The 23883-nt window shown below is 63.6% G+C and carries 26 protein-coding genes, 4 tRNA genes and 1 pseudogene; 13 read left to right on the forward strand and 18 right to left on the reverse strand.

Annotated features, from left to right (window positions below):
• From GRX31_RS27405 to GRX31_RS27430, 6 genes are all read right to left on the reverse strand, one after another.
• Positions 1-392: GTP-binding protein (locus tag GRX31_RS27405; protein ID WP_202396672.1), on the reverse strand; the 392-nt coding region annotated here is incomplete at its 3' end.
• Between the two features lie 78 nt (positions 393-470).
• Positions 471-545: transfer RNA gene (locus GRX31_RS27410), tRNA-Thr, on the reverse strand.
• Positions 546-588: 43 nt separating this feature from the next.
• A tRNA-Gly gene (locus GRX31_RS27415) sits at positions 589-662 on the reverse strand.
• 55 nt (positions 663-717) lie between these two features.
• Positions 718-803 (reverse strand) — tRNA-Tyr (locus GRX31_RS27420).
• 90 nt (positions 804-893) lie between these two features.
• Positions 894-969, reverse strand: a tRNA-Arg gene (locus tag GRX31_RS27425).
• An 82-nt stretch (positions 970-1051) separates the two neighbouring features.
• The gene (locus GRX31_RS27430) at positions 1052-1690 is read right to left on the reverse strand and encodes a TetR family transcriptional regulator (RefSeq protein WP_026061988.1); all 639 of its coding nucleotides are present in this window, start codon (positions 1688-1690) and stop codon (positions 1052-1054) included.
• A gap of 192 nt (positions 1691-1882) precedes the next feature.
• On the opposite strand from GRX31_RS27430, the gene GRX31_RS27435 reads away from it, so the two are divergent.
• The 4 genes and pseudogenes from GRX31_RS27435 to GRX31_RS27450 form a co-directional block, all read left to right on the forward strand.
• Positions 1883-3175, forward strand: a complete 1293-nt coding sequence (locus tag GRX31_RS27435; protein ID WP_016448485.1) for an efflux RND transporter periplasmic adaptor subunit — start codon at positions 1883-1885, stop codon at positions 3173-3175.
• Positions 3176-3190: 15 nt separating this feature from the next.
• On the forward strand, positions 3191-6346 hold the full coding sequence (locus GRX31_RS27440; protein WP_160855763.1) for an efflux RND transporter permease subunit: 3156 nt from the start codon (positions 3191-3193) through the stop codon (positions 6344-6346).
• A complete protein-coding gene (locus tag GRX31_RS27445; RefSeq protein WP_046987756.1) occupies positions 6339-7793 on the forward strand; it encodes an efflux transporter outer membrane subunit in 1455 nt (484 codons plus the stop codon). Before GRX31_RS27440 ends, GRX31_RS27445 begins: the two co-directional genes overlap by 8 nt.
• 208 nt (positions 7794-8001) lie before the next feature.
• A pseudogene (locus GRX31_RS27450) lies at positions 8002-8532 on the forward strand (c-type cytochrome); the annotation flags it as partial.
• Between the two features lie 57 nt (positions 8533-8589).
• On the opposite strand, the gene GRX31_RS27455 reads toward GRX31_RS27450, so the two are convergent.
• Together GRX31_RS27455 and GRX31_RS27460 are read right to left on the reverse strand one after the other, a co-directional pair.
• Positions 8590-9141, reverse strand: coding sequence for a DUF2946 family protein (locus GRX31_RS27455; RefSeq protein WP_016448489.1), 552 nt, complete (start codon positions 9139-9141; stop codon positions 8590-8592).
• Positions 9142-9146: 5 nt separating this feature from the next.
• Positions 9147-10133 carry a YheT family hydrolase gene (locus GRX31_RS27460; protein ID WP_160855765.1) on the reverse strand — a complete coding sequence of 329 codons (987 nt, stop codon included), beginning with the start codon at positions 10131-10133 and terminating at the stop codon, positions 9147-9149.
• A 145-nt stretch (positions 10134-10278) separates the two neighbouring features.
• Here GRX31_RS27460 and GRX31_RS27465 point away from each other — a divergent pair, with 145 nt between their 5' ends.
• From GRX31_RS27465 to GRX31_RS27480, 4 genes are all read left to right on the forward strand, one after another.
• Positions 10279-10866 carry a LemA family protein gene (locus GRX31_RS27465; protein WP_016448491.1) on the forward strand — a complete coding sequence of 196 codons (588 nt, stop codon included), beginning with the start codon at positions 10279-10281 and terminating at the stop codon, positions 10864-10866.
• Positions 10867-10899: 33 nt separating this feature from the next.
• The gene (locus tag GRX31_RS27470; protein ID WP_160855771.1) at positions 10900-11784 is read left to right on the forward strand and encodes a TPM domain-containing protein; all 885 of its coding nucleotides are present in this window, start codon (positions 10900-10902) and stop codon (positions 11782-11784) included.
• 1 nt (position 11785) lies between these two features.
• Entirely contained in the window at positions 11786-12328 is a 543-nt protein-coding gene (locus GRX31_RS27475; protein WP_016448493.1) for a TPM domain-containing protein, read from the forward strand.
• Positions 12329-12428: 100 nt separating this feature from the next.
• On the forward strand, positions 12429-12689 hold the full coding sequence (locus GRX31_RS27480; RefSeq protein WP_016448494.1) for a hypothetical protein: 261 nt from the start codon (positions 12429-12431) through the stop codon (positions 12687-12689).
• 65 nt (positions 12690-12754) lie between these two features.
• Here GRX31_RS27480 and GRX31_RS27485 read toward each other — a convergent pair whose 3' ends face one another.
• From GRX31_RS27485 to GRX31_RS27525, 9 genes are all read right to left on the reverse strand, one after another.
• A complete protein-coding gene (locus tag GRX31_RS27485; RefSeq protein ID WP_012202358.1) occupies positions 12755-13171 on the reverse strand; it encodes a F0F1 ATP synthase subunit epsilon in 417 nt (138 codons plus the stop codon).
• A gap of 159 nt (positions 13172-13330) precedes the next feature.
• Positions 13331-14740: a F0F1 ATP synthase subunit beta gene (atpD, locus tag GRX31_RS27490; RefSeq protein WP_012202357.1), complete on the reverse strand. Its 1410-nt coding sequence runs from the start codon at positions 14738-14740 to the stop codon at positions 13331-13333.
• Between the two features lie 34 nt (positions 14741-14774).
• Positions 14775-15647: a F0F1 ATP synthase subunit gamma gene (gene atpG, locus GRX31_RS27495; protein ID WP_012202356.1), complete on the reverse strand. Its 873-nt coding sequence runs from the start codon at positions 15645-15647 to the stop codon at positions 14775-14777.
• A gap of 18 nt (positions 15648-15665) precedes the next feature.
• Positions 15666-17219, reverse strand: a complete 1554-nt coding sequence (gene atpA, locus GRX31_RS27500) for a F0F1 ATP synthase subunit alpha (RefSeq protein ID WP_016448495.1) — start codon at positions 17217-17219, stop codon at positions 15666-15668.
• Positions 17220-17267: 48 nt separating this feature from the next.
• Entirely contained in the window at positions 17268-17807 is a 540-nt protein-coding gene (locus GRX31_RS27505) for a F0F1 ATP synthase subunit delta (protein WP_012202354.1), read from the reverse strand.
• A 12-nt stretch (positions 17808-17819) separates the two neighbouring features.
• Positions 17820-18290 (reverse strand): F0F1 ATP synthase subunit B, encoded by a 471-nt coding sequence (locus GRX31_RS27510; RefSeq protein ID WP_016448496.1) that lies wholly within the window; start codon positions 18288-18290, stop codon positions 17820-17822.
• Between the two features lie 35 nt (positions 18291-18325).
• The gene (atpE, locus tag GRX31_RS27515) at positions 18326-18574 is read right to left on the reverse strand and encodes a F0F1 ATP synthase subunit C (protein ID WP_011803767.1); all 249 of its coding nucleotides are present in this window, start codon (positions 18572-18574) and stop codon (positions 18326-18328) included.
• Positions 18575-18625: 51 nt separating this feature from the next.
• The gene (gene atpB / locus GRX31_RS27520; protein ID WP_016448497.1) at positions 18626-19489 is read right to left on the reverse strand and encodes a F0F1 ATP synthase subunit A; all 864 of its coding nucleotides are present in this window, start codon (positions 19487-19489) and stop codon (positions 18626-18628) included.
• A 21-nt stretch (positions 19490-19510) separates the two neighbouring features.
• Positions 19511-19993: an ATP synthase subunit I gene (locus GRX31_RS27525; protein WP_016448498.1), complete on the reverse strand. Its 483-nt coding sequence runs from the start codon at positions 19991-19993 to the stop codon at positions 19511-19513.
• A 286-nt stretch (positions 19994-20279) separates the two neighbouring features.
• Between GRX31_RS27525 and GRX31_RS27530 the strand changes: the two genes are divergently transcribed.
• Genes GRX31_RS27530 through lipA form a run of 3 tightly spaced genes read left to right on the forward strand, consistent with a single transcriptional unit; the run spans position 20280 to position 22310 of the window.
• Positions 20280-20597 (forward strand): YbeD family protein, encoded by a 318-nt coding sequence (locus GRX31_RS27530; RefSeq protein WP_016448499.1) that lies wholly within the window; start codon positions 20280-20282, stop codon positions 20595-20597.
• A complete protein-coding gene (lipB, locus tag GRX31_RS27535) occupies positions 20594-21319 on the forward strand; it encodes a lipoyl(octanoyl) transferase LipB (RefSeq protein WP_016453561.1) in 726 nt (241 codons plus the stop codon). Before GRX31_RS27530 ends, lipB begins: the two co-directional genes overlap by 4 nt.
• A gap of 10 nt (positions 21320-21329) precedes the next feature.
• Positions 21330-22310, forward strand: coding sequence for a lipoyl synthase (lipA, locus tag GRX31_RS27540; protein ID WP_160855767.1), 981 nt, complete (start codon positions 21330-21332; stop codon positions 22308-22310).
• Positions 22311-22346: 36 nt separating this feature from the next.
• On the opposite strand, the gene GRX31_RS27545 is transcribed toward lipA, so the two are convergent.
• Positions 22347-22568, reverse strand: a complete 222-nt coding sequence (locus GRX31_RS27545; protein ID WP_160855769.1) for a hypothetical protein — start codon at positions 22566-22568, stop codon at positions 22347-22349.
• Positions 22569-22619: 51 nt separating this feature from the next.
• Here GRX31_RS27545 and GRX31_RS27550 point away from each other — a divergent pair, with 51 nt between their 5' ends.
• Both GRX31_RS27550 and GRX31_RS27555 read left to right on the forward strand, forming a co-directional pair.
• Positions 22620-23330: a hypothetical protein gene (locus tag GRX31_RS27550; protein ID WP_034368188.1), complete on the forward strand. Its 711-nt coding sequence runs from the start codon at positions 22620-22622 to the stop codon at positions 23328-23330.
• Between the two features lie 16 nt (positions 23331-23346).
• Positions 23347-23817: a hypothetical protein gene (locus tag GRX31_RS27555; RefSeq protein WP_154833248.1), complete on the forward strand. Its 471-nt coding sequence runs from the start codon at positions 23347-23349 to the stop codon at positions 23815-23817.
• Positions 23818-23883: the final 66 nt, after the last annotated feature.

Below are 23883 nucleotides of genomic sequence, written 5' to 3' on the forward strand. Positions count from 1 at the left end.
ATGTAGGGCACGCCCACCTGACGAGCCAGCAGGATGTGCTCGCGGGTCTGGGGCATCGGGCCGTCAGCGGCCGAGCACACCAGGATAGCGCCGTCCATCTGAGCAGCGCCGGTGATCATGTTCTTGACGTAGTCGGCGTGGCCGGGGCAGTCAACGTGAGCGTAGTGGCGGTTGGCCGTTTCGTACTCGACGTGGGCGGTGTTGATCGTGATGCCGCGGGCCTTTTCTTCAGGTGCTGCGTCGATCTGGTCGTAAGCCTTGGCTTCGCCGCCGAACTTCTTGGACAGAACGGTGGCGATGGCAGCCGTCAGGGTCGTCTTGCCGTGGTCCACGTGACCGATGGTGCCCACGTTGACGTGGGGCTTGGTACGCTCGAATTTTTCTTTAGCCATTTTTCCGACTCCGAAAAAAATCTAAATCACTACAACAGGATTTGGCGCAACCCCATCTAGCGAGCGCACCAGAGAGAATGGTGCCCATGGGCAGGATCGAACTGCCGACCTCTCCCTTACCAAGGGAGTGCTCTACCACTGAGCCACATGGGCCTTGAAGCCGCCGAAGCAACCTCAAAAAACTTTGCTTGCAAACTGGAGCGGGAGACGGGAATCGAACCCGCGTCATTAGCTTGGAAGGCTAGGGTTCTACCATTGAACTACTCCCGCACAGATTGACTGCACGCTGCCACCTTTTCAGATGACTTCTCTTCTTCACCATTACTGGTGGAGGGGACTGGATTCGAACCAGTGTAGGCGTAAGCCAACAGATTTACAGTCTGCCCCCTTTAGCCACTCGGGCACCCCTCCGAAGAGATTTGAATTCTAGCACCGTTTTTTTCGTCTGAAAAAATTCAGTGCATTTTTTTCTCAGGCCACCGGGGCGATCCAAGAAAAATGTGGCGCGGCTGGCGGGGATCGAACCCACGACCCTTGGCTTCGGAGGCCAATACTCTATCCACTGAGCTACAGCCGCTCAAGGCATCGCTGCCCTGCACAAGCCGATGATTGTCGCATGACTTTGCACTACCGCGTACAAGCCCCGCGGCCCCACCCGCTCATTGGGCAGGAGCCTCCGAAACCGTGAAGCCCAGCCCGCGCAGGCAGACATCCACCGCCTGGGCACCCACTTGCTTGAGATCGAAAGCCCGCCCCAGCAGCCAGCTCTGCAGCAGCCCGTCAAACATGGCGCACAGTGCGATCGATGCCTGGTGCGCCGACATGGGCATGGTGACTGCATGGCTTTCGGCGGCGGCACACAGCGCCAACTCCAGCCGGGACGAAAAGGAGTCCAGTGCCGCGCGATTGCGCTCCTGCACCGGCATGAGTTCGCCCACGTACTCCACCTTGAGCAACAGGATCTCGAAGACGCGCCGCGTGCTGTCGTCATCCGCAATGCGCCCGAAGACCACCGCCATCAGGCGCCGCACATATTCCAGCGCATCGCATTCGGAGTCATCTTCGCAGTCGCCCTGAGCGGCCTGCTCCAGCGGGAGCGTGACGCGATCCAGCATGGCATAGAAGAGATCCAGCTTGTCCTTGAAATGCCAGTAGACCGCGCCGCGCGTGGCGCCGGCTCGCTGGGCAATCTCGTTGAGCGAGGCCCGGGCGACACCCTGCTCGTAGAACACTTGCTCCGCAGCGTCCAGCAGACTGTTGCGCGTTGCAAACGCATCTTCTTTCGTTCGTCGTGCCAAGATGTATTTCCTTCCATCGTTGAGCCCGGCCATGCCACGCTACGCCATGCTTCGCGCCGCCTTGCAGCAACTGCGGTCATTATACATTCATGTATGTATGTATAATCCGCGACTTGCCCGTGGACACGGGCGTTCCGGATAGCGCTGACCGGAACGTCAACATCGTTATTTGATTCAGCACAAGGACCCATCATGCCCAGCACACGCAGCAATGTGTCAGCCGCTCCGTCCCCTTACAACAGTCTGCGCCTCACCACCGTGGCCCTGGCCGTCACCGCCGCAATGGCCATGGCCGCCTGCGGGAAAAAGCCCGAAGAACAAGCTGCCGCACAGCAGCAGATGCCCGCCGTCCCTGTAGGTGTGGTGGTGGCCACCCCCGCCGATGTGGGACTTGTGACCGAGTTGCCCGGCCGCGTGGACGCGCGCCGCGTGGCCCAGATCCGGGCCCGCAGCGCCGGCATCGTGCAGGAGCGCCTGTTCAAGGAAGGCAGCGACGTGAAGGCCGGCCAGGTGCTGTACCGCATCGATCCGGCGCCCTACCAGGCGACGCTGCAAAGTGCCAAGGCCACGCAGGCCCGTGCCGAGGCCAACCAGGCCCAGGCACTGGCGCAACTGGAACGCTACCGCCCGCTGGTTGCCGCCAACGCGATCAGCAAGCAGGACTTCGTCAATGCAGAGGCTGCCTACAAGCAGGCCCAGGCTGACGTCGCGGCCGGCAAGGCCTCCGTGCGGACCGCCGAGATCAATCTTGGCTATACCAGCGTCACCGCCCCCATTTCTGGCCGCATCGGCCAGTCTCTGGTGACCGAAGGCGCGCTGGTCGGCCAGGGCGAGGCGACTCCGCTGGCCGTGGTCCAGCAGATCAATCCGGTCTATGTGAACTTCACCCAGTCGTCCAGCGAGGCCTTCCGGCTGCGCCGCGCGATGGAGCAGGGCAAGCTCAAGAAGGCCGATGGTGCCGAGGCTGCCAGCGTCGAGGTGCGCCTGGACGACGGCACGGCCTATGAACTCAAGGGCAAGCTGCTGTTCACCGACCTGACCGTGGACAGCTCCACGGGCCAGGTCACGCTGCGTGCCGAGGTACCCAATCCCAAGGGATTGCTGCTGCCCGGCATGTATGTGCGCGTGCGCATGGAGCAGGCCCAGGCGTCCAACGCCATTGCCGTGCCCCAGCAGGCGGTGACGCGCACCGAGACCGGCGACACCGTGAGCGTGGTCAGCGACGACGGCAAGATCACCAAGCGCCAAGTGAAGGTGACCACGGCCCAGAACAACCAATGGCTGGTCAGCGAAGGCCTGCAGGCGGGCGAGAAGGTGATGGTCGACGGCTTCCAGAAGCTGCAGATGCTGCCACCCGGCACGCCGGTCAAGCCCGTACCGTGGCAGCCCGAGGCCGCAGGCGCCCAGAAGCCGGCCGGCACGGCAGCGCCAGCCCCGCAAGCCGCAGCCGATGCCAAGCCTGCGGACCAGGCAGACAAGAAGTAATCAAGGGGCTCAGCAATGGCCAAGTTCTTTATCGACAGACCGATCTTTGCATGGGTCGTCGCGCTGTTCATCATCGTCCTCGGTGGTATCGCGCTGACCAAGCTCCCGATCGCTCAATACCCCAAGGTGGCTCCTCCGGCCATCGTCATCAACACCGCCTATCCAGGCGCGTCCGCGAAGGTGCTCGAAGACAGCGTGCTGTCCGTGATCGAGCGCGAGATGAACGGCTCGCCCGGTCTGGTCTACATGGAGTCTGTGGCCCAGGCCGATGGCACGGGCAGCATCACCATCAGCTTCGAGGCCGGCACCAACGTGGACCTGGCGCAGGTGGACGTGCAAAACCGCCTGTCGCGCGCCACGCCGCGCCTGCCTGCGTCCGTGACGCAGCAGGGCGTGCGCGTGGACAAGGCGTCGTCCAACTTCCTGCTGTTCATCATGCTGTCGTCCGAGGACGCCAAGGCCTATGACACGGTGGCCCTGGGCGACTATGCCTCGCGCAACATCGTGCCCGAAATCCAGCGTGTGGCCGGCGTAGGCCAGGCACAGCTGTTCGGCACGGAAAAGGCGATGCGCATCTGGTTCGATCCCGCCAAGCTGCAGGGCTACAAGCTCTCGGCCGAGGACGTGACGGCCGCCATCCGCAGCCAGAACGCCCAGGTGGCCAGCGGCGCAATCGGTGACCTGCCCAACATCACGGGCCAGAAGATCGCCGCCACGGTGACGGTGATGGGCCAGCTGTCTTCGATCGGCCAGTTCGAGAACATCGTGCTGCGCGCCAATCCCGATGGCTCCACCGTGCGCCTCAAGGACGTGGCCACCATCGAGATCGGCGGCCAGGCCTACGCGACCTCCGCCCGCCTGAACGGCAAGGATGCCGTGGGTATCGGCGTGCAGCTGACGCCCAGCGGCAATGCGCTGGCCACGGCCAAGGCCGTGCATGCACGCATGGAGGAACTGAAGAAGTTCTTCCCCAAGGGCGTGAACTACTCCATTCCCTACGACAGCTCCAAATTCGTGAGCATCTCCATCGAGAAGGTGGCCCACACGCTGCTGGAAGCCATCGTGCTGGTGTTCCTGGTGATGTACCTGTTCCTGCAGAACTGGCGCTACACGCTGATCCCGACCATCGTGGTGCCCATTGCACTGCTGGGCACCTTCGCGGTCATGCAGGCCGTGGGCTTCTCGATCAACGTGCTGGCCATGTTCGGCATGGTGCTGGTCATCGGCATCGTGGTGGACGACGCCATCGTGGTCGTGGAGAACGTCGAGCGCATCATGAGCGAGGAAGGCCTGCCGCCGCGCGAGGCCGCGATCAAGGCCATGGGCCAGATCTCGGGCGCCATCGTGGGCATTACGCTGGTGCTGATCGCGGTGTTCATACCGCTGGCTTTCTTCGCGGGGTCCACCGGCAATATCTACCGGCAGTTCTCCATCGTGATGGTCGCCTCCATCAGCTTCTCGGCCTTCATGGCGCTGACGCTGACACCGGCTCTGTGCGCAACGCTGCTCAAGCCCGTGGAGGCCGGCCACAACCACGAGAAGAAAGGCTTCTTCGGCTGGTTCAACCGCACGTTCGCACGCTCGGCCAAGTCCTATGAAGGCTGGGTGGCTCGCCTGCTCAAGCGCTCGGTGCTGATGATCGGCGTGTACCTGGCCGTGATCGCCGGTGCCGTGGTGGTGTTCCGTGGCCTGCCGACCTCGTTCCTGCCGACCGAGGACCAGGGCTACTTCATCGTCAACGTGCAACTGCCTCCTGGCGCCGCCAAGGAGCGCACGCTGGAAGTCATGAAGCAGGTCGAGGAGGCCGTGCTGCCGCAACCCGAAGTGGCCAACATGGTCAGCGTGCTGGGCTTCAGCTTCTCCGGCCAGGGCCAGAACGCCGCCCTCGCCTTCGTGCCGCTCAAGGACTGGTCCGAACGCAAGGGAGCGGACTCCACGGTGGATGCCATGACGGGCCGCATCATGGGCATGACGGCGGGCATACGCGACGCCTTCGTGTTCGCCGTGAACCCGCCGCCCATTCCCGAACTGGGCAATGCCGTGGGCTTCTCGTTCCGCCTGCAGGATCGTGCCGGCCACGGCCACGATGCGCTGATCAATGCGCGCAACATGCTGCTGGGCATGGCCGGGCAGAGCAAGGTGCTGGCCGGCGTGCGTCCCGACGGCCTGGAAGACGCGCCGCAGCTGCGCATCGAGATCGACCGCGACAAGGCCAACGCACTGGGCGTGGACTTCACCTCGATCAATGCGGCGCTGTCCACGGCACTGGGCTCGTCCTACGTCAATGACTTCCCCAACCAGGGTCGTCTGCAGCGCGTGATCGTGCAGGCCGACGCTCCGGCCCGCATGCAGCCCGACGATCTGCTGCGCCTGAACGCGCGCAATGCCAAGGGCGATCCGGTGCCGCTGTCCACGTTCGCGACCACCAAGTGGGTCAAGGGCGCGCAGCAGACGGTGCGCTACAACGGCTACCCGGCCGTGCGCATCGAAGGCTCGGCTGCTCCGAGCTTCAGCTCGGGCGATGCCATGGACGAGATGGAAAAGCTGGCTGCCAAGCTGCCCGAAGGCTTCGGCTTCGAGTGGACCGGCCAGTCGCGTGAGGAAAAGCTGGCGGGCTCGCAAGCCATCTTCCTGTACGCCTTCGCCATCCTGGCCGTGTTCCTGTGCCTGGCCGCTCTGTACGAGAGCTGGTCGATTCCGCTGTCGGTGATTCTGGTCGTGCCGCTGGGTCTGCTGGGCGTGGTGCTTGCCACCTTGCTGCGCAACTATTCCAACGACGTGTACTTCCAGATCGGACTGGTGACGGTGATCGGCCTGTCGGCAAAGAACGCCATCCTGATCGTGGAGTTCGCCAAGGACCTGCAGGCCGAAGGCAAGGGCCTGATCGAGGCCGCGCTGGAAGCCGCGCACCTGCGGTTCCGGCCCATCATCATGACCTCGCTGGCCTTCGGCCTGGGCGTGGTGCCTCTGGTGATCGCCTCCGGCGCCAGCTCCGCCAGCCAGCGTGCCATCGGCACCGGCGTGCTCGGCGGCATGATCACCGGCACCGTGCTGGCCGTGCTGTTCGTGCCCACCTTCTTCGTCGTGGTGCGCAAGCTGTTCAAGGGCAAGATCAAAACGCACAACCCGCCGTCCACACCGGCCGGCAAGGAGGCCTTGAGCCATGATTAATCGCAGTACCCCGGTGGCCATCGCCACCGCCGTGCTCCTGGCGGGATGCTCGCTCATCCCCACCTACGAGCGCCCTGCCGCTCCGGTCGCGGCCCAATACACCCGCGCGAACGCCACTGCTGCGGCAGAAGGCGGAACGGCTGCCGCACAGCTGCCCTGGCAGGATTTCTTCCAGGACGCACGCCTGCAGCAACTGGTGCGCACCGCGCTGGACAACAACCGCGACCTGCGCGTGGCCGCGCTCAATATCGAGCGCGCCCAGGCGCAGTACCGGATCACGCGCGCCGACCAGTTCCCGACGGTCGGTGCAGGCGTCAACGCCAGCCGCGCCCCGAATACCACGGGCTCCGGCACCAAGTACGTCAACAGCTACCAGGTCGGCCTGGCCGTGACCTCCTGGGAGCTGGACTTCTTCGGGCGCATCGGCAGCCTGAAGGAAGCGGCCCTGGCCCAGTACCTGGCCACCGAGGAAGCGCGCCGCGCCGCGCAGACCAGCCTGGTGGCCGCCGTGGCCAGCGGCTGGTACACGCTGCTGGCCGACGAGCAGTTGCTGAAGATCTCGCGCGACACGCTGCAGACCCGCGAAGAGTCGATCAAGCTGACCAAGCTGCGCTTCGACACGGGCGTGGCCTCCGAGCTGGACTACCGCCAGGCCGTCTCGCTGACCGAAGCTGCGCGCGCCACCCTGGCGCAGCAGCAGCGCCAGCGTGCCCTGGACGAGAACGCCCTGGTGCTGCTGCTGGGCCAGGCGCTGCCTGCGGACGTAGTCGCCAGCCTGGGCTCCAGCCAGGGCCTGCGCGACACGGCCGACCTGCCTGCAGTGCCGGCCGGCCTGCCGTCTGACCTGCTCACGCAGCGCCCCGACATCCGCCAGGCCGAGCAGCAACTGATCAGCGCCAATGCCAACATCGGCGCGGCGCGTGCGGCCTTCTTCCCGCGCATCACGTTGACCGGGCAGTTCGGCACGGCCAGCAACGAGCTGTCGGGCCTGTTCAAGAGCGGCAGCTGGGGTTTCACCCTGGCGCCCTCGGCCCTGCTGCCCATCTTCGATGCGGGCCGCAATTCGGCCAATCTGGCTGCGGCCAAGGTCGATCGCGAAGTGGCCATTGCGCAGTACGAGAAGTCCATCCAGAGCGCCTTCCGCGAAGTCTCCGACGCACTGGACAGCCAAGGCACGCTGCGTGACCAGATCATGGCCCAGCGCGCCCAGCTCGAAGCCGAGCAGGCACGCCTGAAGCTGTCCGACCTGCGCTACAGCAACGGCGTGGCCAGCTACCTGGACCTGCTGGACGCACAGCGCACCCTGTTCGCGCTGGAGCAATCCACCGTGAGCGTGCGCCTGGCGCAACTGCTCAATCAGATCGAGCTGTACAAGGCTCTGGGCGGCGGCTGGACCGACAGGACGGCGACAGCGGCTGCAACCACGCAAACTCCCGCGCAGCAATAACCGCATCTGCCGCGCCAACCGCAAAGAGGCGTTCACCGCAAGGTGAACGCCTCTTTGTCATTCAGTGCGGCAAGCATTTGCCAATTGCTTGATCCATCTCATGGCATATGTGCGTCCCAGGTCAACCCGGGTCTGCGCGCAGTGTCTGCAAGAGGGCCGTCGATATAATTTGTTGTTGACTCACGCCCCCACAACACAAGAGGACTTCATGAGCGCAACCCACACCGAAGAAGCCCATACGGGCCCGATCAAGAATCCCAGGCAACTGCTGATAGCGGTGTTTTTCTCGTTCGTGGTTCCGGTGTTCGTGATCATCGGCCTAGTGCAGTACGTGAGTTCGGCCGACAAGTCCGGTGCCGGCGCTTCCCAGACCGAAATGGCCAAGGCTCAGCGCCTGCAGAAGATCGGCCTTGTGGAGATCCGTGATGCCAACCGCCCCCTGCGCGCGGGCGAAGAGGTCTACAAGGGCCAGTGCGCCGCTTGCCACGCCACGGGCGCTGCAGGAGCACCCAAGTTCGAGGATGCTGCGGCCTGGGGCCCTCGCCTTGCACAGGGACTGGAAGGCCTGGTGCACTCGGCACTCAAGGGCAAGGGCGCCATGGCCCCTCAGGGTGGCGGCGACTTCAACGACACCGAAATTGCACGCGGCGTGGTCTACATGGCCAACGCGGCGGGCGGCAAGTTCGAAGAACCCAAGGCCCCTGCCGCAGAAGGCGCCGCGGCAGAAGGCGCAGCAGCCCCCGCCAATTGAGCAACACGCGGGACTTCTGGAACCAACCGGCTTCGGCCGGTTTTTTCATGCCCGCGCAGGACTGCGCACGAAACCGTAGCGCTGCGGCAACGCCTCGGCCCGCACCTCTTCACAGGCCGGCAACGCGCCCGCCTCCAGCGCAGCCGCGGCATCGATCATGTCCTGCGTATGGACCAGGCCCAGGCCGGAAGGCGTCGCCAGGTACAGGCGCCCCGTCTCGTCCATCAGCGCTTCGGTGATGGCCCCGGCATCCAGTTCGGCTCCTGTATGGCTGTGCATCTGCAGGCCCTCGCCATCCCAGCGCAACCGCCATATCCAGGGAGCATTCTCCAGCTCCACATACACGCGCTGGGGGCCGTTCTGGAAGAACCATCGACCATCGGGCTCGGCCAGGTAGTTGCGGGCGATGAAGTCCGCCAGCTTTTCGTTGCGCACCTCCGCGCCCTTGGCTCCCGGGATTCCGCTGTCGAAAGCGCCGCTGGCCTGGGCCTGTTCATCGCGCAGATACCAGCGCCCGCGCTCGTCCAGCCCCAGCCAGCCGCTGCAGGCAGGCACATGGGGCCATTTGGCCATGGCCTGCTTCACGATATCGTCCATTGCATTCATCCTTTTTCGCTGTGCGCCAGCCACTGCGTGACGGCCTGCGGCATGGCCAGTACATGTCCCGGCCAACGCCCCTGTGCAAAACCCACATGACCGCCGTGCGGCGGATGCCACAGCGTAACCCGCGGGCCGACTTCGCCTGGCGCCGGCAGGCTGTACGAAGGGACAAAGGGATCGTCCAGCGCATTGAGCAGCAGTGCAGGCACGGCAATGCTGCCCAGCAGCGGTTTGGCCGCCGCCCGATGCCAATAGTCCTGCGCATCACGAAAGCCGTGGACCGGCGCCGTGAACGCATCGTCAAACTCTCTCAGATCACGCGCACGCAGCACGGCATCACGATCGAAGAGACCGGGAAACTGCGCCCACTTGAGCAGCGCCTTGGGCACCAGGGTGCGCAGGAACATGCGCGTGTAGATCCAGCGGTTCAGCCCTTTCCCCAGCGCCGTTCCCCCGGCGGCCAGGTCCAGCGGCGCACTCACCGCCGCCAGGGCCTGCACCACCTCGGCAGCCTTGTCCGCCTGCACGCCCGCCCAGCGTGCCAGCACATTGCCGCCCAGGGAGACACCGACCGCATGCAGCGGGCGAGAAGACCGCTCGCGCAGGCGGCGCAGTATCCAGTCCACCTCCTGCACATCGCCCGAGTGATAGGCGCGCGGCGCCCGGTTGACCTCGCCGCTGCAGCCGCGAAAGTGCGGCACGGCCATGTGCCAGCCGCGCTGTTCGGCCACACAGGCCATGGCCTGGGCATAGTGGCTGTTCGCCGAGCCTTCAAGGCCATGGAAAAGCACCAGCCATGGCGCATCGGCAGGCGGGGTGGGAGCACTGCCGAAGGCGACATCGATGAAGTCGCCATCCGGAGTATCCCAGCGCTCCCACCGCCACCGGGGTGCCGCATGGCCGGCCGGCCGACGGTGCGCGAACAGCGCCGGCCAGATGGTCTGTGCGTGGCCACCGGGCAGCCAGCGCGCCGTGTTGAATTGATGCATAGAGCCCGTTTGCAGTCCTTGTCCCAGTCGCTGCGAATGGCCTTTGCCCTACAGGGCGGCGGGCCAGGTGCGCAGCACAATCGCCAGCGATGCGCAGCATCGTGCACGATACTGTCTTCCATTGTCGCTTTCAGGTTGTCATCTCATGAAACGTCTAATCGCCACACTTGCCACCGTTCTGGTACTGACCGGCTGCGGCTACAACGATTTCCAGCGCCTTGACGAACAGACCAAGTCGGCCTGGAGCGAGGTGCTCAACCAGTACCAGCGCCGTGCCGACCTGGTGCCCAACATCGTGGCCTCGGTCAAGGGCGAGGCCAATTTCGAGCAGGAGACCCTGACCAAGGTGGTGGAGGCACGCGCCAAGGCCACCTCCATCCAGGCCACGCCCGAGCTGGTCAACAACCCCGAGGCTTTCAACAAGTTCCAGCAGGCGCAGGGTGAGCTGTCCAGTGCGCTGTCCCGGCTGATGGTGGTGGCCGAGCGCTACCCCCAGTTGCAGGCCAATCAGGGCTTCCGTGACCTGCGCGTCACGCTGGAGGGCACGGAGAACCGCATCACCGTGGCGCGCAACCAGTACATCCAGGCCGTGCAGTCCTACAACGTGCTGGCGCGCAGCTTTCCGACCAATCTGACAGCCAAGGTCTTCAGCTATGAGCCCAAGCCCACCTTCAGCGTGCAGAACGAGGCCGAAATCTCTCGCCCGCCCACGGTGGACTTCGGCAACAAGTAAACCGTGACCACATCCCTGGCGCCGCTCTGGCGCATGCTTTGCGCCCTGCTCCTGGCAGCGTTGTTGCTGCCAGGCAGCGCGCTGGCGCAGGCTCCGCAACCCGTCCCCCCGCTGACGGCCCGGCTCATCGACCAGACGGGCACGCTGTCGCCCGACGATGCACGGGCCATTGAAGACAGGCTGCGCAGCATTGAACAGAAGTCGGGCTCGCAGGTCGTTGTGCTGATGGTGGCCACCACGGCGCCGGAGGACATCGCCGCCTATGCCTGGCGCGTGGCCAGCGACTGGAAGATAGGCCGCCGCGACGTGGGCGACGGGCTGTTGATGGTGATTGCCAAGAACGACAGGCGCATGCGGCTGGAAGTGGCCCGCGCGCTGGAAGGCGCCATCCCCGACCTGGCGGCCGCTCGCATCATCGACCAGCAGATGACCCCGCGCTTTCGCCAGGGCGACTATGCAGGCGGCATCGCCGCTGCGCTGGACCAGGTGGCGGCACGCATTGCGGGCGAGCAGCTGCCGGCCCCCTCCCCCAATGCCCCTTCCTCCAAAAGCCCGGACCGTGGCTTCGACATGGAAGACCTGATGCTGTTCTTCTTTTTCGGTGTGGTCATCGCGGGCCCCATCCTGCGCTCGATGCTGGGCCGGCCCCTGGCCTCGGTGCTGGCAGGCACAGGCGCCGGCATTGCCGCCTATGTGGTGACCACCAGTCTGCTGGTGGCAGGCGGAGCGGGCATCGTCGCTCTGCTGTTCACCTTGCTGGGCAGCGGCCGCTCCGGCAGAGGTGGCGGTGGATGGGGCGGAGGGGGTGGCTATGGCGGTGGTTTTGGCGGAGGCGGCGGACGAAGCAGCGGCGGCGGAGACTTCAGCTCCGGGGGAGGCGGCAGTTTTGGGGGCGGCGGCGCCTCGGGGAGTTGGTGAGATGGCGGCTGCGATCACAGGCTTTGTTCAGCGTCTGGTCCGGCTGCTGCGCCACCATTGGGCCGAAGGGCAGCTGCGGCGTGCACTCCCACCCGAGACCCTGGCGGAGCTGGAGCGCCTGATCACCATGAGCGAGCAGCGCCATACAGGACAGATCCGTATCTGCGTCGAGCCCGGCCTGCCGCCCAGCTACATCTGGCGCGATGCCACGCCGCGCGAGCGCGCCATCACGCTGTTCGGCAAGCTGCGCGTCTGGGATACCGAGCACAACAACGGCGCCCTGATCTATCTGCTGCTGGCCGACCACGCCATCGAGATCGTCGCCGACCGCGCCCTGGCGCGCACCCTGCCTGCGCAGCAGTGGCAGACGCTGATCAGTGACATGCAGGCCGCTTTCCAGGGCGGCCACTATGCCATGGGCATGACAGCAGCCCTGGAGCGCGTGAGCCTGCTGCTGGAAACCAACTTCCCGCGTGACCCGTTGCAGCCTGTGCACGAAGGTGGCGACAATCTTCCCGATACCGTCGTGATACAGCGGCACTGAGGCAAACCGGCCCTCAGGCCGAGCGCCCCCCTTCATCGAGCTATCGCGGGCACGGAGGCTGTGATAGCGTCACGCCATTTCATCAAGGAGCATCCACACCATGAAGAACACCCTGGCCCGCCTGGGCCTGCTGGCTGCCGTGCTGGCCCTGAGCGCCTGCGCAAGCCCCGTCCTCGATGACTCGCAAGAGTACGACTATGTGCTCAGCTGCAAGCTGCGCGAGGACGACCCCAAGCGATGCGAGCAGCAGATCCGCGCGCTGTGCCCCGTGCCAGCCAAGGCCGTGACGCACAAGTCGCGCACGGTCGACCCCAAGGACAACGCCGTGACCTACGTCTACCAGGCCCGCTGCGGCGACTGAGACGCCTGCGCACCATGAAAAAAGCCGCCCGAGGGCGGCTTTCTTGCGGCTGGTCCCGGGAGGGCTCAGCGCTTTTGGCGGAACTTGCGCAGGGCCGCGATCTGGGCGGCCATGACGGCCAGCTCGGACTGGGCACGCGCCAGATCGACTTCGCTCTTAGCGTTCTTCAGCGCTTCCTCGGCTTCGAGCTTGGCCTTCTCGGCCTTCTCGGCGTCCAGGTCGGCACCGCGGATGGCGGTGTCGGACAGCACGGTCACGCAGTTGGGCTGCACTTCCAGGATGCCGCCGGCCACGAAGACGAACTCTTCGCTGCCGTCAGCCATCTCGATACGCACCGAGCCGGGCTTGATGCGCGTGATCAGCGGAGTGTGGCGGGGAAAAATGCCCAGTTCGCCGGATTCACCGGGCAGGGCGACAAAGCGCGCTTCACCGGAGAAGATGGACTCTTCGGCACTGACCACATCAACGTGGATGGTGTTCATCTTTGCTCCTCAGAAAAGGTAGGACTGGAACTTGGAACCGGCAGGGCCCAGATCGGGGACACCGAGCAAGGGCCGCCCTCGGCGAGGGTGTCGTCCCCCTCCCCCGCAAAGCGGGTAGAGAGGGGGAGGCGACGCAGTCGCTCAGGGGGTGCCGCAGGCTCAAGCCGCCAGCTTCTTGGCCTTCTCGAAGGCTTCGTCGATGGTGCCAACCATGTAGAAGGCCTGCTCGGGCAGGTGATCGCACTCGCCGGCGCAGATCATCTTGAAACCACGGATGGTTTCAGCCAGCGACACGTACTTGCCGGGAGCGCCAGTGAACACTTCGGCCACGTGGAAAGGCTGCGACAGGAAACGCTGGATCTTGCGGGCGCGGGCCACGGTCAGCTTGTCTTCGGGAGCCAGCTCGTCCATGCCCAGAATGGCGATGATGTCGCGCAGTTCCTTGTAGCGCTGCAGCGTGCCCTGCACTTCGCGGGCCACCTTGTAGTGCTCTTCACCCACGACCTGGGGGTCCAGCTGGCGGCTGGTGGAGTCCAGCGGGTCGACAGCGGGGTAGATACCCAGCGAAGCGATGTCACGCGACAGCACCACGGTGGAGTCCAAGTGGGCGAACGTCGTGGCAGGCGAGGGGTCGGTCAAGTCATCGGCAGGCACGTAAACGGCCTGGATGGAAGTGATCGAACCGACCTTGGTCGAGGTGATGCGCTCTTGCAGGCGGCCCATTTCCTCGGCCAGCGTGGGCTGGTAGCCCACGGCGGAAGGCATGCGGCCCAGCAGAGCGGACACTTCGGTACCGGCCAGCGTGTAGCGGTAGATGTTGTCCACGAAGAACAGCACGTCCTTGCCTTCGTCACGGAAGGCTTCGGCCATGGTCAGGCCGGTCAGCGCCACGCGCAGACGGTTGCCCGGGGGTTCGTTCATCTGGCCGTAGACCATGGCGACCTTGGAGTCGTTCAGCGACTCCTGGTTGACCACGCCGGCGTCCGACATTTCGTGATAGAAGTCATTGCCTTCACGGGTACGTTCACCCACACCGGCAAACACCGACAGACCACCGTGGCCCTTGGCGATGTTGTTGATGAGTTCCATCATGTTCACGGTCTTGCCCACGCCGGCGCCACCGAACAGACCCACCTTGCCGCCCTTGGCGAAGGGAGAGATCAGGTCGATCACCTTGATGCCGGTTTCCAGCAGTTCCTGCGAAGGCGACAGCTCGTCATAAGCCGGTGCCTTGCGGTGGATGGGGGCCGTCAGGGCCTGATCCACGGGACCGCGTTCGTCAATGGGGTTGCCCAGCACGTCCATGATGCGACCCAGCGTCGCCTTGCCCACGGGCACGGTGATGGGGTTGCCGGTGTTGGACACCATCAGGCCACGACGCAGACCGTCGGACGAGCCCAGGGCGATGGTACGCACAACGCCGTCACCCAGCAGTTGCTGCACTTCCAGCGTCAGGGCCGAGCCGTCGAGCTTCAGGGCATCGAACACCTTGGGCATTGCGTTACGGGGGAACTCGACGTCCACCACAGCGCCAATACATTGAACAATCTTGCCTTGCACTTGAGCCATTTTTTGCTCCAATTAGTTTGTCTGTTAAAGCCGTTTACACCGCAGCGGCGCCAGCCACGATTTCCGACAGTTCGGTCGTGATGGCTGCCTGACGCGTCTTGTTGTAGACGAGCTTCAACTCGCTGATGACGTTGCCGGCGTTGTCGGTCGCGGCCTTCATGGCCACCATGCGCGCCGATTGCTCGGACGCCATGTTTTCTGCAACCGCTTGGTAGACCAGGGACTCTGCGTAACGCACGAGCAGCTCGTCGATCACGGACTGCGCATCGGGTTCGTAGATGTAGTCCCAGCTATGGCCAGACGTCTTCTCGGCCTGCATGCTCTCGGACGACAGGGGCAGCAACTGCTCCACCACCGATTCCTGCTTCATGGTGTTGATGAACTTGGTGTAGCTCAGGTACACCGCGCTCAGCTTGCCCGCTGCGTACGCATCGAGCAGCACCTTCACAGGGCCGATCAGCTTTTCCAGATGGGGCGTATCGCCCAGACCCGTCGCGTGCGAAACCACCTTGGCGCCGACACGGTTCAGAAAGCCCAGACCCTTGTTGCCAATGGCCACCGCTTCTGCCGACACGCCTTGATCCTGCAGCTCCCGCAGCTTGGCCGTGACAGCACGCAACACGTTGGTGTTCATGCCGCCGCACAACCCCTTGTCCGTCGTCACAACGATGACGCCGGCAGTCTTGGCATCACCGTTCACTTGCATGAACGGGTGCACGTACTCGGGGTTGGCTTGGCCAAGATGGACTGCAATGTTGCGGATCTTTTCGCTGTACGGGCGTGCAGCCAGCATCCGTTCCTGCGCCTTGCGCATCTTGGATGCGGCCACCATTTCCATGGCTTTGGTGATCTTCTTGGTGTTTTCCACCGATTTGATCTTGCCGCGAATTTCCTTACCTGCTGCCATGATGGCTCCTCGTCCGGTTTAAGCGAACGACTTCTTGAACGCAACGATGGCGGCGTTCAATTCGGCTTCGGAATCCTTGTCCATGGCCTTGGAAGCGTTCAGCTTGTCGATCAGGGCGCCGTGGCTGGTCTTCAGGAACTGGTGCAGACCAGACTCGAAAGCCAGCACTTGCTTGACCTGGATGTCGTCCATGTAGCCCTTGTTCACTGCGAACAGCGAAGCGCCCATCAGGGCGGTGGACAGGGGGCTGTACTGGGCCTGCTTGAGCAGTTCGGTCACGCGGGCACCGCGGTCGAGCTGCTTGCGGGTGGCTTCGTCCAGGTCGGAGGCGAACTGCGCGAAGGCAGCCAGCTCACGGTATTGCGCCAGGTCGGTACGGATACCGCCGGACTGGCCCTTGACCAGCTTGGTCTGTGCAGCACCACCGACGCGCGACACCGAGATACCGGCGTTGATGGCGGGGCGGATACCGGCGTTGAACAGGCTGGTTTCCAGGAAGATCTGGCCGTCCGTGATCGAGATCACGTTGGTGGGCACAAAGGCCGACACGTCACCCGCCTGGGTTTCGATGATGGGCAGAGCCGTCAGCGAACCCGTCTTGCCCTTGACTTCACCCTTGGTGAAGGCTTCGACATAGTCGGCATTCACGCGGGCTGCGCGCTCGAGCAGGCGGCTGTGGAGATAGAACACGTCGCCGGGGAAGGCTTCGCGGCCCGGGGGACGGCGCAGCAGCAGCGAAACCTGGCGGTAGGCCACGGCTTGCTTGGACAGGTCGTCATAGACGATCAGCGCGTCTTCGCCGCGGTCGCGGAAGTACTCGCCCATCGTGCAGCCCGAGTAGGCCGACACGTACTGCATGGCAGCGGATTCGGAAGCGGTGGCAGCCACGACGATGGTGTATTCCATCGCGCCGGCCTGCTCCAGGGCACGCACCACGTTCTTGATCGAGGAAGCCTTCTGGCCGATCGCAACGTAGATGCAGGTAACGCCCTGACCCTTCTGGTTGATGATGGCGTCGATGGCCACGGCGGTCTTGCCGGTCTGGCGGTCGCCGATGATCAGTTCGCGCTGGCCACGGCCGACGGGCACCATCGAGTCGATGGACTTGATGCCGGTCTGCAGGGGCTGGTCCACGGACTGGCGTGCGATCACGCCGGGAGCGACCTTCTCGATCACGTCCGTCATCTTGGCGTTGATCGGACCCTTGCCGTCGATGGGTTGACCCAGGGCGTTGACCACGCGGCCGATGAGTTCGGGGCCGACGGGCACTTCCAGAATGCGGCCCGTGCACTTGACGGTGTCGCCTTCGGAGATGTGCTCGTACTCGCCCAGAATCACGGCGCCGACGGAGTCGCGCTCGAGGTTCAGCGCCAGGCCGAAGGAGGGCTGGCCGTCCTTGCCTGCGGGGAATTCCAGCATTTCGCCTTGCATCACGTCCGACAGGCCGTGCACGCGCACGATACCGTCGGTCACCGAAACCACGGTGCCTTCGTTACGGATGTCGCTGCTGCCAGCCAGACCCTCGATGCGGCTCTTGATCAGTTCAGAAATTTCTGCGGGATTGAGTTGCATGACTCTTTCCTTCTTTAGCTTTGGTTAGCCGAGACCTCAGTCGCGTTGTTACGCAATGAGGGCCGCTTTCATTTGTTCCAGGCGGGCCTTGACGGAGGTGTCAAGAACTTCATCACCCACCACGACGCGGATGCCACCGATCAGGGACTGATCTTGCTGCACCGACAGGTTCAGCTTTCGGCCGAAACGCTTCTCCAGCGAAGTCCCGAGTGCGGCCAGTGCGGCAGCATCTATGGGGAATGCGCTTTGAACCACGGCGTCGGACGAGCCACCGGCGCGGTTCACGAGGCTGCGAAACTGGGCCGCCACTTCTGGCAGGGCTTGCAGTCGGCCGTTTTCAATGATGACGCGCAGAAAGTTGCGTGCGGCATCGGGCAATGCCGAGCCGGCCACGCCGCTGATGACGTCGAACAGTTGTTCGTCGGTCACCTTGGGGTCGTCGGCCAGCTGGCGCAATTGCGGATTGGCGGCAATCGCCGCCAATTCCTCCGCCCAGGCAACAGTGCCGGACAGGTCAGCACCCTGCTGGGTGCTGGCCTTGAACAGGGCATCTGCGTAAGGACGGGCAATGGTGGCGAGTTCTGCCATGTTTGCTCTTCCTTACAGCTCGGTCTTCAGGCGGTTCAGCAGGTCGGCATGGACGCCGGCATCCACTTCCTTGCGCAGGATCTGCTCGGCGCCCTTGACGGCCAGCGCAGCCACTTGCTCGCGCAGGGCTTCACGGGCCTGGATTGTCTGCTGCTCGGCCTCGGCGCGGGCAGCAGCAACAATCTTGTTGCCTTCTTCGGAGGCACGGGCCTTGGCTTCTTCGATGATGGCCTGGGCACGGCGTTCGGCGTCCGCAAGCCGCGATGCCGTTTCGTTGCGCGTCTGGGCCAGTTCCTGCTCGACGCGCTTGTTGGCAGCGGCCAGGTCGGTCTTGGCCTTGTCGGCAGCAGCGAGGCCATCGGCGATTTTCAGAGCTCGTTCATCCAGCGCCTTCGCGATCGGGGGCCACACGAACTTCATCGTGAACAGCACCAGGATCAGGAAAACGATGGCCTGGACGAACAGGGTCGCGTTGATACTCACGGCAACACCTTTCTATCTAGGGCGTTGATCGGAGCTTAGGCCAGGACGAAGGGGTTGGCGAAAGCGAACAGCAGAGCGATGGCCACACCGATCAGGAAGGCAGCGTCGATCAGACCGGCCAAGATGAACATCTTGGTTTGCAGTTCGTTGATCAGCTCAGGCTGACGTGCCGACGATTCCAGGAACTTGCCACCCATCAGGGCGATACCGATCGAAGCGCCGATAGCGCCCAGACCAACGATCAGACCACAAGCCAGAGCGACGAGACCGAGAATGTTTTCCATGATGACTCCTGAGATTAAAGAAAGAGAAAGGTTGAGAGGGAAAGGAAATGGTCAGTGGGCTTCATGCGCCTGGCCGAGATAGATCAGCGTCAGCATCATGAAAATGAAGGCCTGCAGGGTGATGATCAGAATGTGGAAGATCGCCCAGATAGAGCCTGCAATGATGTGCCCCAAGGGGAGCAACACACCGGAAAGCGACATGGCAGCCGCACCGCCCATCAGAGCGATCAGACAGAACACCAACTCACCAGCGTACATGTTGCCGAACAGTCGCATGCCATGCGAAACCGTCTTGGCGACATATTCAATGATTTGCATGGCCAGGTTCACGACACCCAGGATCAGTGCAAACACGGGATTCTTGCTGGTGCCGAACGGGGCAGTCACCAGTTCGTGGGCCCAGCCGCCCATGCCCTTGATCTTGATGCTGTAGAAGAAGCACAGGATCAGCACGGCCGAGGACAGGCCCAGCGTGGTCGAGAGGTCAGCCGTGGGAACGACGCGCAGGTAGGCGTGCGAGTCACCCTGGAAGCCCTGCCACAGCACCGGCAGCAGGTCCACCGGCAGCATGTCCATGGCGTTCATCATGAAGATCCACACGAACACGGTCAGTGCCAGGGGAGCGATGAACTTGCGGCTTTGCGCGTTGTGGATGTTGGCCTTGGCCTGGTTGTCCACCATCTCGACCAGCAGCTCTACAGCCGCCTGGAAGCGCCCCGGAACGCCCGATGTGGCCTTGCGCGCGGCAAGCCACAGCACGAACAGGCTCAGCACGCCCAGCGTGGCGCTGACGACGATCGAGTCCAGGTTGATGACCGAAAAGTCGATGATCGACTTTTGCTTGATGTTCTGGAGGTGCTGCAGGTGGTGAACGATGTATTCACTTGCAGTAGGTGCGTGCGCGTCTGCGGCCATCGGTCAACTTCTCTTCAAATATCAATCGGTTTTTCGGACACTGGATCGCACTATCAGCGCGACCCAATACGTTTTCATGACGACTACCAAGCCCGCCAGCAGCGCCAGCCAACTCAGCCCCGGGACCAGCTTGGGTGCAGCCGCCAGCATGGCAATGCACAGCACCAGCTTCACCAGTTCCCAGCCAAAAATTCCCACCATGGCGGCTGCAGCGCCGCCCGGCCTCTTTCGTACGACGGCACGCGCAAACAGCGCTGCCGGCAACACCACCGACAAGGCACCGTAGGCAGCCGACCATCCGACCTCGGCGCGCCCCGTCACCAGCCATGCGACCAGTGCCACCAGCACGCCCACCACCGCCTGGACCACCACGAAACGCCACACAGACATCTGCGGGTTTCGCGTGCGCCACTCCTGAGCCTCCTCGGAGGTCAGGGGCTTGAAGTCGGAATCCTCGCCCTCAAGTTCCCTGTCAGCGTCTGTGTCGGCGGCGTAGTTTTTCATTGAATTCTCTAAGGCCGCAGACCAGACAAGACTTTTTCACAAAGCCTCTGATTATAAGTAAAAACCCCTGCCGAACGATAGGGGTTGTTACGGGCATGCCCAAAACGGAGGCGGCGACCGGGCTGTGTGGCAGCCGGCCAACAGCGCCAGCCTCGCGCCGCAGGCCACTTGTTTGTTGTGTGTGGAGTTCTCGTGGCGGACGACGCGGCAGCCCCGGGCTGCGACATGGCCGCGAACGATAGCGCACAATCGCCTCCAACGCCAAGCGATTAACCTTGATTCACCTATGACCGACGCCTCCACCCCTACCCCCACCCCAGCCACCGAGCCGGGCGCGGACCCGCGCAAGGATTCGCTGATCGAGTACCCGTCGCAGTTCCCCATCAAGGTCATGGGCGTCAAGGCCGAGCATCTGGTGCACGAGATCACCCAGATCGCCCAACGCTTCGACCCTGCCTTTGACGCCAGCACCATTGAATTGCGCCCCAGCAGCAGCGGCAAATACCTGGGCGTCACCGTCACGGTGACGGCGACCAGCCGCGAACAACTCGACGATCTGTACCGCGCCTTCACCTCGCATCCGCTGGTGAAAGTGGTGCTGTGAGCACCCTTGACGCGCAGCAGTCGCAGTCATTGGACCTGCGCCTGCTGGGCCGCACGGACTACGAGGCCACGGTGCAGGCCATGCAGGCCTTCACCAGCCAACGCGACGCCGGCACGCGCGACGAGCTGTGGATATGCGAGCACTCCGCACATTTCACACAAGGCCTCGCCGGCAAAAGTGACCACTTGCTGAGCCCTGGCGACATTCCCGTGGTGGCCACCAACCGCGGCGGACAGGTCACCTACCACGGCCCGGGCCAGGTGGTCGCCTATCCCTTGCTGGACCTGCAGCGCCTGGGCTACTTCGTCAAGGAATACGTGTTCCGCATCGAGGATGCGGTCATCCGCACGCTGGAGCATTTCGGTATCACCGGCCACCGCGTGGAAGGCGCCCCCGGCATCTACGTGCGCCTCGACGACCCTCGCAGCCATGCCATGCTGCCCCAGCGCCCGCAACTGCGCGCACCCGGCTCGCCCGCGCCCCAACCCGATTTTTCGGGGCTTGGCAAGATTGCAGCCCTGGGCATCAAGGTCAGCCGGCATTGCACCTATCACGGCGTTGCATTGAACGCCGCCATGGACCTGGAACCCTACGGCCGGATCAACCCTTGCGGCTACGCAGGGCTGCAAACGGTGGACCTTTCTACAATCGGCGTTCAGACAACCTGGGACGAAGCCGCGCGCGTGCTGGGACGACAGTTGCAGCGCCGCCTAGCCCCCTGAATCCAGAATCATGACCATCAACACCGTCGTGCGCGAAGCGCAGTCACAAGCCGAGTACAACCCGCTGGCCAAGCAGAAGGCGGCAGCGAAGCTTTCGCGCATCCCGATCAAGGTCGAGCATGGCGAAGCACTCAAGAAGCCCGAGTGGATTCGCGTCAAGGCGGGCAGCCCCACCACGCGCTTCTACGAGATCAAGGACATCCTGCGCGCCAACAAGCTGCACACGGTCTGCGAGGAAGCCTCCTGCCCCAACATCGGCGAGTGCTTTGGCAAGGGCACGGCCACCTTCATGATCATGGGAGACAAGTGCACGCGCCGCTGCCCGTTCTGCGATGTGGGCCACGGCCGTCCCGACCCGCTGGACACCAACGAACCGCTCAACCTCGCCAAGACGATTGCCGAGCTGCGCCTGAAATACGTGGTCATCACCAGCGTGGATCGCGACGACCTGCGCGATGGTGGCTCGGGCCACTTCGTCGAGTGCATCAAGAACATCCGCGAGCTCTCGCCGCTGACCCAGATCGAGATCCTGGTGCCCGACTTCCGTGGCCGCGACGACCGTGCGCTGGAAATCCTCAAGGCCGCGCCTCCCGATGTGATGAACCACAACCTGGAGACCGCACCGCGCCTGTACAAGGAAGCGCGTCCCGGCTCGGACTACCAGTTCTCGCTGAACCTGCTCAAGAAGTTCAAGGCCTTGCACCCCAAGGTTCCGACCAAGAGCGGCATCATGGTCGGCCTGGGCGAGACCGATGAGGAAATCCTGCAGGTCATGCGCGACATGCGTGCGCATGACATCGACATGCTGACCATCGGCCAATACCTGGCACCCAGCAACAGCCACCTGCCGGTGCGTCGCTACGTGCACCCCGACACCTTCAAGATGTTCGAGGAAGAGGCGTACAAGATGGGCTTCACGCATGCAGCCGTGGGCGCCATGGTGCGCTCGAGCTACCACGCGGACCAGCAGGCACACGCCGCCGGCGTCTGAGCCGGCGATGGCCGCCTGCCTGCAGGGCGGCCTTCTTCACGCACTTCGGGGATGGCCTTTGCAGGCCATCCCCTTTTTCATGTCTGGAGGCATGCCATTCAGGCGCCGGTTTTGACCTGAATACACATTCAGCAACAAATAATCGATGTCACCGGCATCTCGGTTGATGAATTTCCCGATCTCTTTATGATGCCGATTTTCCGAATGCTTTCTGCATTCAAAAAATCCGAACGACCCAGGAATGCGGCTCAACGACATGAAATCCAGGATTTCGGGCGTTCGGGCGCCGCTCCATTGACAAAGGGATAAGTGCATATGGCCAATGACGAGCAAAAGGACCGTGCAGCATTCGATGCCGCCATACAGGCACTGAAAGCAGAGGTTGCCAATGCCGGGGTGCATCTCTCGCTGGACTCATCTGCACGCCTGGCCTATGCCCGACAGATTCAGGCCATGGCCAACGAGCTTCAGTTGCAGGCCACGAGCGGTCGCATCACCTGGGGACAGGCTGCACAACAGGCCCAGGAGGCGCGCAATGTCATCATGGAGATCATCCGAGGCCGCAGCACCCCCGTGGGCAGAGCCATGGCGCAACGCATCAAGAGCGAGGGCAAGACGCTCAATGAGCTGATTGCCCGCAAGGCCCAGCAATTGCACGGCCCCAACGTGCGGTTCGATCGCCTCACGGCGGCCCAGCAAAACGCCGTGTATGGCGAAATCGTCAAATCCGCCGGCAAGTCCAATGCCGCCATCACCCAGAGAATGCGCACGCTCTCCCGGGCAGGACGCGGCCTCCTGGTCTTCTCCATTGCGGTATCGGTCTACACCATCGCCAACGCAGACAACAAGGTGGAGGCCGCCGGCAAGGAATTGGCCGTCACAGGTGCCGGGATCGGTGGAGGCATGGCAGGTGGTGCCCTGGCCGGGCTGGCCTGCGGGCCCGGGGCACCTGCCTGCGTGGTGGTCGGCGCATTTGTCGGCGGGGCACTGGCTGCCATAGGCGTCGAGTTCCTCTGGTGACACTTCAGGACAACAGATGCGCATCCTCTCCGACCGGCAGTTGTCACTGCAGCCCGCCGCATCCCATCCTGCAGGGCAGGTACCGCAAAGCCGCCTGGTGCTCAACGGGAATGCAACGCCCTTTCTGGTGGACGGCACCATTCTCGAGGCAGCCTTTCAATGGAACGACCTCTACCTTCTGTTCACCACCGATGACACGCCCATGGAGGAGATGCTGCGGATCACGCTGCTCGACGAGAATTTGCAGGCACTCGACAAGGCCGTGATAGGCAGCATGTATTCCACGGGCAGCTTCTCGTTGCTGCCATCGGACGAACGATCGCTGGTGCGATTTCGATTCATGGGAAATACGGACTGGAGTGTCGAAATCCTGCAGGAACCTGGATTCCGGCTGCCATTTCTTGGCGATCCGCGCGCCGTCACGCGCCCCCTGGGGTTTTCGCGGCGCTTTGTCGTGCGAGGCCATCCTGAGCCGGAAAACAACTGATGCCGACGCAGTTGAAGGCAATAAAAAAGCAGGGCCAACGTGCATGCCCTGCTTGAATTGAATGCA

The sequence above is a fragment of the Delftia sp. CH05 genome, assembly GCF_009827015.1.
In the GTDB taxonomy this organism is placed as follows: Bacteria; Pseudomonadota; Gammaproteobacteria; order Burkholderiales; family Burkholderiaceae_C; genus Comamonas; species Comamonas tsuruhatensis.

Bases quoted from the DNA above. Each gene is read 5' to 3' on its own strand.
- GRX31_RS27435 (WP_016448485.1), top strand. From the start codon at position 1,883: ATGCCCAGCACACGCAGCAATGTGTCAGCCGCTCCGTCCCCTTACAAC.
- GRX31_RS27440 (WP_160855763.1), top strand. From the start codon at position 3,191: ATGGCCAAGTTCTTTATCGACAGACCGATCTTTGCATGGGTCGTCGCG.
- GRX31_RS27445 (WP_046987756.1), top strand. From the start codon at position 6,339: ATGATTAATCGCAGTACCCCGGTGGCCATCGCCACCGCCGTGCTCCTG.
- GRX31_RS27455 (WP_016448489.1), bottom strand. From the start codon at position 9,141: ATGGACGATATCGTGAAGCAGGCCATGGCCAAATGGCCCCATGTGCCT.
- GRX31_RS27460 (WP_160855765.1), bottom strand. From the start codon at position 10,133: ATGCATCAATTCAACACGGCGCGCTGGCTGCCCGGTGGCCACGCACAG.
- GRX31_RS27465 (WP_016448491.1), top strand. From the start codon at position 10,279: ATGAAACGTCTAATCGCCACACTTGCCACCGTTCTGGTACTGACCGGC.
- GRX31_RS27470 (WP_160855771.1), top strand. From the start codon at position 10,900: ATGCTTTGCGCCCTGCTCCTGGCAGCGTTGTTGCTGCCAGGCAGCGCG.
- GRX31_RS27475 (WP_016448493.1), top strand. From the start codon at position 11,786: ATGGCGGCTGCGATCACAGGCTTTGTTCAGCGTCTGGTCCGGCTGCTG.
- GRX31_RS27480 (WP_016448494.1), top strand. From the start codon at position 12,429: ATGAAGAACACCCTGGCCCGCCTGGGCCTGCTGGCTGCCGTGCTGGCC.
- GRX31_RS27485 (WP_012202358.1), bottom strand. From the start codon at position 13,171: ATGAACACCATCCACGTTGATGTGGTCAGTGCCGAAGAGTCCATCTTC.
- atpD (WP_012202357.1), bottom strand. From the start codon at position 14,740: ATGGCTCAAGTGCAAGGCAAGATTGTTCAATGTATTGGCGCTGTGGTG.
- atpG (WP_012202356.1), bottom strand. From the start codon at position 15,647: ATGGCAGCAGGTAAGGAAATTCGCGGCAAGATCAAATCGGTGGAAAAC.
- atpA (WP_016448495.1), bottom strand. From the start codon at position 17,219: ATGCAACTCAATCCCGCAGAAATTTCTGAACTGATCAAGAGCCGCATC.
- GRX31_RS27505 (WP_012202354.1), bottom strand. From the start codon at position 17,807: ATGGCAGAACTCGCCACCATTGCCCGTCCTTACGCAGATGCCCTGTTC.
- atpE (WP_011803767.1), bottom strand. From the start codon at position 18,574: ATGGAAAACATTCTCGGTCTCGTCGCTCTGGCTTGTGGTCTGATCGTT.
- atpB (WP_016448497.1), bottom strand. From the start codon at position 19,489: ATGGCCGCAGACGCGCACGCACCTACTGCAAGTGAATACATCGTTCAC.
- GRX31_RS27525 (WP_016448498.1), bottom strand. From the start codon at position 19,993: ATGAAAAACTACGCCGCCGACACAGACGCTGACAGGGAACTTGAGGGC.
- GRX31_RS27530 (WP_016448499.1), top strand. From the start codon at position 20,280: ATGACCGACGCCTCCACCCCTACCCCCACCCCAGCCACCGAGCCGGGC.
- lipA (WP_160855767.1), top strand. From the start codon at position 21,330: ATGACCATCAACACCGTCGTGCGCGAAGCGCAGTCACAAGCCGAGTAC.
- GRX31_RS27545 (WP_160855769.1), bottom strand. From the start codon at position 22,568: ATGTCGTTGAGCCGCATTCCTGGGTCGTTCGGATTTTTTGAATGCAGA.
- GRX31_RS27555 (WP_154833248.1), top strand. From the start codon at position 23,347: ATGCGCATCCTCTCCGACCGGCAGTTGTCACTGCAGCCCGCCGCATCC.